Below are 11,261 nucleotides of genomic sequence, written 5' to 3'. Positions count from 1 at the left end.
AGCTAGCTGGCAAAAGTTGATAAAAAATATTACTTTAGTTTCAATGATGATTGATTGCTAAATTTATGAGCCATCACAAATAGTTGACAAGTGGCTAGATGCCTTCTGTTCATAATTAAACATCTGCCATTCGTAAAAAGGCGCTTTTTATAGAAACATGCTACTTATAAAAAAGATAATGATTACTGCGCACGCCAATAGACTTTGATAACCATGTCTTGGCGTGATAGACCCAGTGTTGATTTTAATTGCTGTCGTAATGATTTGATATCCGCTGCTTCCAGAGCACCCCATACTTTTTCAATTTTGATAGGCAGTCGCGCAAATTGTGTATTTAATAATGCCACTATTTGCTCAGTAATATCAGTTATTGGGGTATTAATCAGCTGGCACACATTATCTTGCAAAAAATGCGCCTCATGGCGTAGTGGATTACTGAGCGTTAGGGTATGTAGATAACGGATATCGTCTGGATCATTAGTGATGGCAATGACGAGGGGCGGCAATGGATTCTGCCAGTTTTCCAATAGATTGGCCACCGTAGGCAAGGAGGTTTCATCACAGATAAGTAAGCACTGACCAGTGCTGAGATGCTCTATTTTCTCTGGATATTCACGTACTGTTTTGATTTGACTGCCACAGTTAAGTGCGCGTGCCCAATTGCCTCCTGCCGTGTCGCCATGAGTATAAACGTCTATCCACGCTTGGACAGACGAGCTGCTCGAATCTCGCCATGCTTTTCGCAAGGTATAGTAGCGCTGCAAAGGTTTGTTGCTATCTTTTGACTGGTGTTTTGTAGCAGATAGACCGTCCGCATCTAGCTCAAACAGATACGCGTAGCCCGGATGAGTGAGTGGCGTACTATCAGGTGCGGTTACCAGCAGTCGATACATGTTGGGGCTGGCGTAGTAGCTGTTGAGGATAGTAAAGTGCTGCTCTTGAAGCTTGATCGTACGCTTACCAAGCTTATTGGCAGAGGTTTGCAATAGCGTTATATATTGCTCTTGTAGCGTCATCGACTCACTAATCGGCGCCGTAAAATTGATAAAATATTGACTGCTGAGAGTAGTGGTATTTGCTAAAGCACCGTTGTTATGATTGGTGGTTGTGACATCCATTAATATCCCACATCCGTATATAGCTCTTTTATCGAGGCGATATCATGCTCACTCACTGTCGTGCTAGTAAAGGCATTGATAAACATAGCGAGTTCATCTTGATGCTCTTCATTGACATGATTTATAAACTGGTCTTTGTCAGCCATGTCTAACGGTGTTTTATCAATATCGTACTGAGCAAGTGGTTGAGCCATAACATGTCATCCAAGCCAAAAATTCAAATAATCGTTGAACGACATTATATATGTTAATGATAATCATTAACATATATATTACGCTAATAATCCTGTTTATCGATTGATTGTCAGTGAAAGTGGCTCATAAATGAAAGGAGTTGGCATATAGTCGATTCAATTTAGAAGTAGTACAAGGCAACCGAGTGTAGATGTATATGTGATACTTCAAGCGAGGTTAACGCTGTAATACTTTTATAGTGGAATGACTATAGATGCGGCTGATAATATCAGTTATGCTATCACTGTTTATGACAGCGCTTACTCAAGCAAAGGGCTGGTGTCGACAGTGAAAATAATCAAAACCGAGGGATAGGTATGTCTGCAAGCAAAGAAGAAATCGTCGCCTTTATGACGGCAGAGTTTCCACAAACCAAATGTAGGGTTGAGGCAGTAGATGATAAGGGTTCGACCTTGTCGCATGAAATAGGTATCAATGAGCTGCGACCTGGTGGCACGGTCTCGGGGCCAGTGTTGATGAGTATCGCTGATGTAGCCATTTATGTGGCGATATTGGGCAGAATTGGCATTGTACCGTTGACCGTGACGACGAGCTTAACCATTAATTTTCTGCGTAAACCCTCAGCAGACGCCCGCATCATCGCCGAATGCACGTTGATGAAAGTAGGGCGCACATTAATTGTCGGCGAGGTTTCTCTCTATTCAGAAGGCTCTAGCGACTTGGTGGCCCATGTGGTTGGCACTTATTCTGTACCACCAAAACCTAGAGAAAAGACGCAGATAGTTAATCCACTATAAATTAGATGACGTTATCAATTTTCTATAGCTGCAAACGGCGCAATCGCAGCGCGTTAGCAATCACCGAGAATGACGACAAGCTCATCGCTGCCGCTGCTATCATCGGACTGAGCAGAAGCCCAAATATGGGATAGAGCACACCTGCGGCAATAGGAACACCAAGTGCATTGTAGATAAAGGCAAAAAACAGATTCTGTCTGATATTGCGCATGGTGGCGTGGCTAAGCTTATAAGCTTTGGCAATGCCCATTAAATCACCTTTTAGCAGGGTAATGCCCGCACTCTCCATCGCCACATCGGTACCGGTTCCCATAGCGATACCAACATTAGCTTGCGCTAGCGCTGGTGCGTCGTTGATACCATCACCCGCCATAGCGACCAATTTACCGCTGTCTTGCATTTCTTTGACGATACGGTTTTTATCCTCTGGTGAAACATCCGCATGAACTTCATCAATACCTAATTTATTAGCGACTGCCTGAGCAGTTTTTTCGTTGTCACCGGTTAGCATCACAACTTTTAAACCTGCGTCATGAAGCAGTGAAATAGCCTCTTTAGTGCTTGGTTTAATAGGGTCAGCAACTGAAATAATACCAGCAGCTTTACCGTCTATAGCCACAAACATTACCGTTTCACCGTCTTTTCTACGGACATCAGCTTTAGTGGACAGCTCATTATCAAAACTATTTAGGCTTTCCATAAGCTTAGAGTTACCAATAGCGACTTTCTTACCATCGACCACGGCTTGTACGCCTTCGCCAGTAGTCGAATTAAAGTCAGTAGCTTTAGGAATAATGAGTGATCTTTCTTGAGCTGCTCTAACGATAGCTTCTGCTAAAGGATGCTCGCTAGCGCTTTCTACTGAGGCTACCAATGCGAGGAACTCGTCTTCATCTTGACCTACCTGCGCATCAATTGCGGTAAGCTCGGGCTTACCAGCGGTCAGTGTTCCGGTCTTGTCGACGACAATGGTATCGACTTTTTCCATACTCTCTAACGCTTCAGCATTTTTGATGAGGACGCCGTTTTGCGCGCCTTTGCCGGTACCAACCATAATGGACATCGGCGTCGCTAGACCAAGGGCACAAGGACAAGCAATAATCAGTACCGCAATCGCGTTAACCAAAGCATAGGTCATAGCGGGCTCAGGGCCGAATATCGCCCAGACAATAAAGGTTATGATAGAGGTGACAATAACAATAGGTACGAACCAACCCGCCACTTGATCTACCAATTTCTGTATAGGTGCGCGGCTACGCTGGGCTTCAGCAACCATTTGTACAATTTTAGATAATACTGAATCTGCTCCAACATTGACCGCTTCGACTAATAGCGTTCCGGTGCCATTTACCGTACCACCAGTCACTGTATCTCCTGCTACTTTTGATACAGGGATTGGCTCACCCGTCACCATTGATTCATCAACATTACTATTACCATCGATCACTGTACCATCTACGGGTAGTTTCTCACCTGGTTTAACCCGTAGCTTATCGCCAGTGACGACCTCATCAAGCGAGACTTCGATCTCTTCTCCGTTTTCGTCAACACGTCTTGCAGTCGGTGGAGCTAGCTCAAGCAAAGCTCTAATCGCACCTGAAGTTTGACTTCTAGCTTTGAGCTCTAATACTTGACCCAGTAGCACCAAGGTCACAATGACCGCTGCCGCTTCATAGTAGACTCCGACTTGACCAGAGGCATCTCTGAAACTGTCTGGGAAAATATCGGGAAAAAAGGTCGCGACAATACTAAAAATATAAGCAGCGCCTACGCCTATCGCAATCAAGGTAAACATATTTAGATTGCGGCTTTTTATAGACTGCCAGCCACGGACGAAAAACGGGGCGGCGCCCCAAAGCACTACAGGGGTCGCGAGCACTAACTCAGCCCATTGTAAGATCTTTGAAGAGATACCATACTGACTAAAGTCAACTCCAAACATACCGCTCATCACATATATTAATAGCGGTACAGTCAACACGGTACATATCCAAAAACGACGAGTCATGTCGTCAAGCTCTGAGGTGTCCTCTTCACCGATAGTAAGCGTTTCGGGCTCAAGCGCCATACCACATATCGGACAACCGCTATTTCTAACGTCTCTCACTTCAGGATGCATAGGACAGGTATATACCGTGCCATCGTAATCAGCAGGTACTTTATCGTATTTACCGCCTTTAACAGATTTTACTCCGCTACTATCAGTATCCTTTCCATGACAGCTAGCGTGACTATCATCTTTAGCAACTTCGTCTTCAGGTTTAAGAAACATGCCACATATTGGGCAGTCACTTTTTTCAACATCTCTTACTTCTGGATGCATAGGACAAATATAAATCGTGCCGTTATAATTTTCTGGTATCTTGTCGTACTTATTGCCTTCGACAGACTTTAACTCAGTACTATTATTAGCATCCGCTTTATGACAATGCGCATGACTGCCCTCATTACTGTTGGATTCAGCAACCTCGTCTTCAGGTTTGAGAAACATGCCGCATATCGGACAATCGCTCTTCTCAGTATCTCTAACCTCAGGATGCATCGGGCAGATATAAACCGTACCACTATAATTTTCTGGTACTTTATCGTACTGACCACCTTTGATAGATTTTTCATCGGCAATATGTTTCATAAAACCACTCCTTGAAGACAATAAATATTTATAATAAGTACAACTCTTAAAGCACTATCATCAATCCTCGATTGCTATTCATCTAATCATTAATCTAAAAACCTCTAAAAAATAATTTCTATACTTTTCAATTGGAATTTAGTTTTTATCACGCAAATACTTGAGCAGTGCCATGATTGTTAGTACTAGTACTGCGAAAAATAGTAGGGTGAATAACAAACAGATAAGCATCATAACCCAGCCCATGCCATACATCATTGAGCCGTTCATCATGCCATGCATTGACCCATTCATTATGATTTCTCCTCAGTCTAAACTGTGATCACTCCAACTCTTCAATTAATTTTTACTCGAACCGAAGAGGTTTACTGACTGTTAATATATCAATATCTTTAGCGCACTTTGGCGAACCAACGATATAGTGGCACGAACAAGATGGCGAAATACCAACCGTAAAGATATGATTCTACAAGTCCAATTAGAAAACCTGTCCATGTTAACCACTCAAAGCCAGGTAGTAGAGGTGCCCAAGCTTCGTGCATCGCTATCTGTTCGGGTGCGAGTAAACCAAAGCCTATGCATAACAGGTAACTAATAAGTAGAAACAACGATACACTATTGCCAACAGGGGCAATCCTCAAAGTACTTGTTGTTAAGTTTGATTTAGCCATCTTAATACTTCTTGTTATTACATGATGTCGTTCAAGCTTAAACCCATCAACCGTCCATCTGTCCGTTTTAAGCCTAAGAAAGCAGTGTGAGTAAAAGCTTTATGCTGTACTAATATTACTTCTTGATTCGTGAGGCGGCAGCGAGTTGACGCCATCTACCCCAACGAGGAATAAACATTGGCACTTGCCGTTTATAGGCAAGGTAATCTTCTCCAAATGTTTTGAGCATCTGTTGTTCCTCACGTCGAGCGAGCCATGTATAAACTAGTACAATAATTGGAAACAGAACGATTGAGAATAGTGTTGGCCAATGCACTACGCCTTCCCCGAACAGCGCAATAAACAACCCCGTGTACTGAGGATGACGCACGTAGGCATAAAGCCCCTCCGTCATCAAGCGGTTCTCACCCCGTGCTTTATGGACTTGGCGCCAACCTTGAGCAAAAAGACCGACTCCTAAAAATGCAATAGCATAGCCGAGTAGCATTGAGATCATCATGCCTGTCTCACCTAAACCAACAAGGGTCGACCATAAGCTAGCGCTGACATATTGGCTGTCCAAACCAAAAAACCGTACTAATAAATATATAGTGAGCGGAAAGCCATACATTTCTGCGTAAAGTGCAATAATGAAAGCCTGAACTACACCAGCACCCGCCCATTCACGCCAGTTCTTTGGTGCGAAATAACGGTAAAAGAACCAAGAAATCAGAACAATAACAATTAGTGCGAGACCCCAAGTTCCAGCGTGATTAAATGACTCATTCATAGCTTACTTTCCCTGTTGTCTTTATGAATATCGTATTGCATGAAATCAATTCTTGAAGATAGTAAGCAGACGCTTAAATCTATGCAATTTTTAACCAAACAATTTTCTGTAAACTCTTTGATGTTACTGTCAATGATGGTCTGCAAGCGTATCTTTTTCGATAGCTTTTTTCCTCGCTGAAGATTTCAGGTAAACCTGCTCAGCCACAGCAATCACTACAATAGTGACGACTGCTACGCCAAGTACGAATGGATCTGAGTTTAGTTTAATCCAGACAAAACCGCCGAGAACCAACAGGTCAAGAAGTATGGCCACTATAGGCACCCACATCACCGCCTTTATATCCTGACGAAGGTATCGCAAAACACCCCAATGAATGGCGATATCCATAATTAGATAGAAAACAATGCCAAGCGCTGCAATTCGTGATAAGTCAAATAACGTCGTAAAAGCTAAACCCAACACCACAGTATAGACCAACGTATGTTTTTGAACGCTTCCCGGCATTCCCAAATGACGATGAGGCACCAGCTTCATCTCAGTCAACATGGCAAGCATACGAGAGACTGCAAATATACTAGCAAGGAGACCGCCAGCAGTCGCTACCATTGCGATTGCTACTGTGAACCATAGACCATAGTCGCCAAGTGCTGGGCGTGCAGCAGCAGCTAAGGAGTAATCTTTGGTTTCGATAATTTCGGCAAGGGATAGATTGCTAGACACCGCGAAACCAACTAGAGTGTAAATTACTACGCAGACTGCAATTGAGATTATGATGGCACGGCCAACGTTACGATGGGGGTCTTTTACCTCCGAGCCACTGTTGGCAATCGTGGTAAAGCCCTTAAATGCTAGGATACCTAGCGCCGTTGCGCCAAGAAAGTTACCGACAGTACTCGCGTCTCCCACTGTAGAGGAATCAATTGCAAAGCTATCAGCCAGCCATACACCAACCAATCCGAAAATGAGAATGCCGACAATTTTCAGAATACCAATAAACGATGCGACCCCTTGGATCCAACGATTACTGAGCAGGTTAATCAAAAATGCAGCAAGAATAAGCGCGGCGCCAAGGATGGATACCATGCGACCGCTGTCATCGCCACCAAACAACTGCATCGTATATGATCCGAACGTCCGAGCCAAAAAACTTTGCGCTATAACCATAGAAAAATACATTAGTAAAGCATTGAAGCCAGTCGGTAAACGATCGCCGTATGCCTGATGTAAGTACATGGCGACACCGCCAGCCGACGGGTAGGCATTAGAGATTTTTATGTAAGAGTAGGCACTAAAAGACACAACGATTGCAGCGGCTAAAAATGCTAAGGGGAAAAGTGAACCTGTCATCTGAGCCATCTGCCCAGTCAATGCAAAAATACCGGCGCCAATCATGACACCGGTACCTAGCATAACTGTTCCTGCTAGTGTTAGGCTATCTTTTTGATACTGAGTATCTCTGTTTTGCTTCATGGCTATTTATCCTTTCACTACCTTTTTAACGAGTAGGATTTTAAATCTGCGGTGGATAAGATCTTTGAGTGAAGAGACCTATATTATTAGCCGTAACTATTCGATAGATCTCTATTTTCTTAGTTTAAAATACCTATTAATCTTGTAAGTCTTTACTCCAGCTCTGTAATGAGTGCTTGCATCTCAGCGATTTCACGCTTTTGTGCTTCGATAATGCCATCCGCCAACTCTCTTACCCGTGGGTCTTCTATATCGGCACGCTCACTGGTCAAAATAGCAATAGAGTGATGCGGAATCATGGCTTGCATCCAATCTACTTGGTCGACAGTTTGCTGCGAGCGCACACCCCATAGACCAAAGGCAAATAACACCACACTAACCCCATAGACCATCAAGTTTATCTTGGTTTTTTTATACATATTGCTCATAAAGGCGAGCATAATAATGGCCATCACAGCGCCCATATACAATGCCATATAAGCTCGGGTTTCACTAAAATAGACGTGATCCAATTTATAGGTATTAAAATACATCATGATAAACATCACCACTGTGGATGTTAATATCATCAAAGTGAACTTCACATAAGGATTTATACCCTGTTGATGGCTTTGATGATTCATATTCCCATTGTTAGCAGCATTGTTAGCAGTATTCATAATGTGACCTCTTTAAATTTAACAATATTGGTATAATGGACATTTTATAATTTAGAACCAGAACATTACGCCAGCGGTTACACTACTAGAGTCAACGGCTACGTTTTCTTGGCGGCGTAAGTCTCGTGCATCCCCTAAGGCTGATGCATAACTAAAACCAACGTAGGGTGATAATTGACGACTTAGGGTTTCATAAGCTAACCGAACTTCAGTTTCAAGCTCATTAAAACCTTTAGTAATACCGTTGTCAGTATCATCTTTACTGAAAGCAGTCAACTGCACTTCTGGTCTGACAATCCAACGCTGAGCTAAGCGCCACTCGTACGCTGTACCAAGATCAAGCTGGACTTGTCCATCAGTATATACGTAGGCTCTAGCGTCAGTCTCAACAAAGTACGGCGCTGTACCGACAATGCCAGCCATGATTGCGGACTTATCGTTTTCAGTATTATAAGCGACACCTGCTTCTCCGTTCCAATAGATACCGAGAGGCTTCCAGTAAGCGAGCGAGGTCAGACTATCGATTTCTTTATCACCTTCAGTTTGGGCACTACCCTCACTGCGTAGAGTGACACGATTGCTATCAGTGCCATACCATCCTTCAGCTTCAAAATCGATTTGATCGTCCTCAAACTGATAGCCTAAGGTTCCTACTGACACGCCCCATAATGGTGCACTACCCATCATTACCGGCTTATCATATTGTCCATAGGTAACACCATTAGAGTAATCTGAACTACGAGCATCGGCTGGAGCATCGCCACCTTGCATACTAGCCGTATCCATACTCATACTTCCATGATCCATACCTGCCATGTCCATGCCCGACATATCGCCTGACATATCCATACCACTGTGATCCATATTCGACATGTCCATTTTGCTATGATCCATCTCTGACATATCACCCGACATGTCCATCTCTGACATATCACCCGACATGTCCATACCTGACATATCACCCGACATGTCCATACCTGACATATCCATTCCGGACATGTCCATGCTACTGTGATCCATATTCGACATCTCAGCAGCGTTTGCTAAAGGTGACATTAGTAGTAGCAAAGATGACATGCCAATAAACGATAGACCTACTTTATATTTTTTCATAATAAGGCTCATATTCAAAGGTTTATTAAACAACAGCAACTTCTCTAAACATACCGGCTTCCATGTGATAGAGCAGATGGCAATGCCATGCCCATCGACCAGCCTCTCCTGTCACATCAAAGCTAATTTTCTGTGCCGGTTGCATCACAAAGGTATGCTTGCGTACCTGAAAATCACCATTAGGCGCACGCACATCACTCCACATACCATGTAAGTGCATAGGATGGTTCATCATAGTGTCATTGACTAAGGTAATACGCACTCGCTCGTTTGGCTTGATATTGACTGGCGGTGCGTCCTTGAACATAACACCATCCATGGCCCAAATATAGCGTTCCATAGCACCCGTTAAATGTATTTCAATCTCTCTGGTAGGTTTGCGCTGTTCAGCCATTATTTCATCGCCGACAGAGTTCAATTGACTATAAGTCAAAACTTTTCTATTAATCTTACGCAGGTTAATGCCTGGATCATCGATATTCGTACGCGGACTATCTACGCGCATATCGGACTTAAAGTCATATTCTGTTTTGGCGTGCTTGGCGTCATAGCCATTCGCACCCATAGCTCCCATCATATCTGCCATGGTGAGCCACTCGATTTTATCCATCGCTGGTATCGCAGCACGAGCCCCTTTTTTGGTAGCAAGCGTAGTGGCAACAAAACCTGAACGATCTATGTTTTGAGCAAATATCGTATGCGCATCTTTGGTAGGCGTAACGATGACATCATAAGTCTCGGCAACACCAATACGAAAATCATCAACATCGACAGGTGCGACATCATTACCATCCGTTGAGACGACGGTCATTTTGAGACCCGGTATTCGCACATCAAATATGGTCTGCGCTGAGCCATTAATGAAGCGTAGTTTGACCGGCTGTCCAGCTTTGACCAGTTGCGACCAATTAGCGGCTGTCGTTTTGCCATTCATAAGGTAGGTAAAGGTGTTTTCACCAGACAGATCCGTAAAGTCTGTCGGCATCATGCGCATCTTGTTCCACATTTTACGCTTATCAAAAGCAGTTTTCATATCTGTGGCGGCAATATCGGACAACAGCTTTTTGAAGTCTGGCAGATGATAGTTATCAAAGTCAGAACGCTGCTTTAGTAGTTTCAATAAATTATGCGGATCACGGTGCGTCCAATCACTAAGTAAAATGACATGGTCTTCTGCGATAGGGTGACGTTCTCGTCCTTTAGCCTCAACGACGATAGCACCGCGCATACCGGTCTGTTCTTGAAAGCCCGTGTGCGAGTGATACCAATAAGTGCCTGACTGTATCAGTTTAAATTTGTACGTGAAGGTGCTACCCGCAGGAATACCATCGAAGCTGATGCCAGGCACGCCGTCCATCTCGAACGGAACGAGTAAGCCATGCCAATGAATAGAGGTCGACTCATTCAGTTGATTATGGACACGGATGATGACCGTATCGCCTTCTTGCATCTTAAGCGTCGGCGCTGGCAATGAGTCATTAATGAGCGTCGCCATACTTGACTTACCATTAACCGTAATCATCTTTTCGCTGACGTAAAGGTCAAACTCATTACCCGTCAAGATAGGGACGACATGATCGGCTTTATCACTATTGACGACAACGTTTTGCTGACCTTTGCTTAGCGCACTATTAGCAATGGATGGCAGCGTGGATAGCATTGACGCTCCAAGCAAGGTGGATGACCCTGTCAAGAAACGCCTGCGGTTAAACATGTTCTTATTATTCATAATGTTGACCTAATTTATTTTACGAGATGGTATTTAAGCCTGTATTTTAATAATACATCAATAACTTACCAGTAAGTTAACTAAAACACTATTTAAGTAAAACTA

General features: G+C 43.5%; 11 protein-coding genes. 1 reads left to right on the top strand and 10 read right to left on the bottom strand.

Annotated elements, in window-relative coordinates:
- Positions 1–182: 182 nt before the first annotated feature.
- Both AAEY79_RS07105 and AAEY79_RS07100 read right to left on the bottom strand, forming a co-directional pair.
- Entirely contained in the window at positions 183–1,118 is a 936-nt protein-coding gene (locus AAEY79_RS07105; RefSeq protein WP_352287820.1) for a siderophore-interacting protein, read from the bottom strand.
- Positions 1,118–1,312, bottom strand: a complete 195-nt coding sequence (locus AAEY79_RS07100; RefSeq protein WP_201582219.1) for a hypothetical protein — start codon at positions 1,310–1,312, stop codon at positions 1,118–1,120. Before AAEY79_RS07100 ends, AAEY79_RS07105 begins: the two co-directional genes overlap by 1 nt.
- 357 nt (positions 1,313–1,669) lie before the next feature.
- On the opposite strand from AAEY79_RS07100, the gene AAEY79_RS07095 reads away from it, so the two are divergent.
- Positions 1,670–2,110, top strand: a complete 441-nt coding sequence (locus tag AAEY79_RS07095) for a PaaI family thioesterase (RefSeq protein WP_201582218.1) — start codon at positions 1,670–1,672, stop codon at positions 2,108–2,110.
- Positions 2,111–2,132: 22 nt separating this feature from the next.
- Here AAEY79_RS07095 and AAEY79_RS07090 read toward each other — a convergent pair whose 3' ends face one another.
- The 8 genes from AAEY79_RS07090 to AAEY79_RS07055 all read right to left on the bottom strand — a co-directional run bounded on the left by AAEY79_RS07090 (position 2,133) and on the right by AAEY79_RS07055 (position 11,156).
- The gene (locus AAEY79_RS07090) at positions 2,133–4,742 is read right to left on the bottom strand and encodes a copper-translocating P-type ATPase (protein ID WP_201582217.1); all 2,610 of its coding nucleotides are present in this window, start codon (positions 4,740–4,742) and stop codon (positions 2,133–2,135) included.
- A 138-nt stretch (positions 4,743–4,880) separates the two neighbouring features.
- Positions 4,881–5,036 carry a hypothetical protein gene (locus AAEY79_RS07085; RefSeq protein WP_156770962.1) on the bottom strand — a complete coding sequence of 52 codons (156 nt, stop codon included), beginning with the start codon at positions 5,034–5,036 and terminating at the stop codon, positions 4,881–4,883.
- Between the two features lie 98 nt (positions 5,037–5,134).
- Positions 5,135–5,413 carry a DUF5676 family membrane protein gene (locus AAEY79_RS07080; protein ID WP_227692887.1) on the bottom strand — a complete coding sequence of 93 codons (279 nt, stop codon included), beginning with the start codon at positions 5,411–5,413 and terminating at the stop codon, positions 5,135–5,137.
- Between the two features lie 115 nt (positions 5,414–5,528).
- Positions 5,529–6,182 carry an isoprenylcysteine carboxylmethyltransferase family protein gene (locus AAEY79_RS07075; protein ID WP_352287815.1) on the bottom strand — a complete coding sequence of 218 codons (654 nt, stop codon included), beginning with the start codon at positions 6,180–6,182 and terminating at the stop codon, positions 5,529–5,531.
- Positions 6,183–6,311: 129 nt separating this feature from the next.
- On the bottom strand, positions 6,312–7,655 hold the full coding sequence (locus AAEY79_RS07070) for an APC family permease (RefSeq protein ID WP_352287812.1): 1,344 nt from the start codon (positions 7,653–7,655) through the stop codon (positions 6,312–6,314).
- Between the two features lie 152 nt (positions 7,656–7,807).
- Complete coding sequence (locus AAEY79_RS07065; protein WP_350588366.1) at positions 7,808–8,314, bottom strand: DUF305 domain-containing protein; 507 nt, start codon at positions 8,312–8,314, stop codon at positions 7,808–7,810.
- A 51-nt stretch (positions 8,315–8,365) separates the two neighbouring features.
- A complete protein-coding gene (locus AAEY79_RS07060; RefSeq protein WP_352287809.1) occupies positions 8,366–9,427 on the bottom strand; it encodes a copper resistance protein B in 1,062 nt (353 codons plus the stop codon).
- 25 nt (positions 9,428–9,452) lie between these two features.
- On the bottom strand, positions 9,453–11,156 hold the full coding sequence (locus AAEY79_RS07055; protein WP_352287807.1) for a copper resistance system multicopper oxidase: 1,704 nt from the start codon (positions 11,154–11,156) through the stop codon (positions 9,453–9,455).
- Between the last annotated feature and the right edge of the window lie 105 nt (positions 11,157–11,261).

It is taken from the genome of Psychrobacter sp. GW64-MNA-CIBAN-0177, assembly GCF_040309585.1.
Classification (GTDB): domain Bacteria; phylum Pseudomonadota; class Gammaproteobacteria; order Pseudomonadales; family Moraxellaceae; genus Psychrobacter; species Psychrobacter okhotskensis.
The sequence above is the reverse complement of the archived record's forward strand: the minus strand, read 5'-3'. Positions and strand labels throughout refer to the sequence as shown.

Bases quoted from the DNA above. Each gene is read 5' to 3' on its own strand.
- AAEY79_RS07105 (WP_352287820.1), bottom strand. From the start codon at position 1,118: ATGGATGTCACAACCACCAATCATAACAACGGTGCTTTAGCAAATACC.
- AAEY79_RS07100 (WP_201582219.1), bottom strand. From the start codon at position 1,312: ATGGCTCAACCACTTGCTCAGTACGATATTGATAAAACACCGTTAGAC.
- AAEY79_RS07095 (WP_201582218.1), top strand. From the start codon at position 1,670: ATGTCTGCAAGCAAAGAAGAAATCGTCGCCTTTATGACGGCAGAGTTT.
- AAEY79_RS07090 (WP_201582217.1), bottom strand. From the start codon at position 4,742: ATGAAACATATTGCCGATGAAAAATCTATCAAAGGTGGTCAGTACGAT.
- AAEY79_RS07085 (WP_156770962.1), bottom strand. From the start codon at position 5,036: ATGAATGGGTCAATGCATGGCATGATGAACGGCTCAATGATGTATGGC.
- AAEY79_RS07080 (WP_227692887.1), bottom strand. From the start codon at position 5,413: ATGGCTAAATCAAACTTAACAACAAGTACTTTGAGGATTGCCCCTGTT.
- AAEY79_RS07075 (WP_352287815.1), bottom strand. From the start codon at position 6,182: ATGAATGAGTCATTTAATCACGCTGGAACTTGGGGTCTCGCACTAATT.
- AAEY79_RS07070 (WP_352287812.1), bottom strand. From the start codon at position 7,655: ATGAAGCAAAACAGAGATACTCAGTATCAAAAAGATAGCCTAACACTA.
- AAEY79_RS07065 (WP_350588366.1), bottom strand. From the start codon at position 8,314: ATGAATACTGCTAACAATGCTGCTAACAATGGGAATATGAATCATCAA.
- AAEY79_RS07060 (WP_352287809.1), bottom strand. From the start codon at position 9,427: ATGAAAAAATATAAAGTAGGTCTATCGTTTATTGGCATGTCATCTTTG.
- AAEY79_RS07055 (WP_352287807.1), bottom strand. From the start codon at position 11,156: ATGAATAATAAGAACATGTTTAACCGCAGGCGTTTCTTGACAGGGTCA.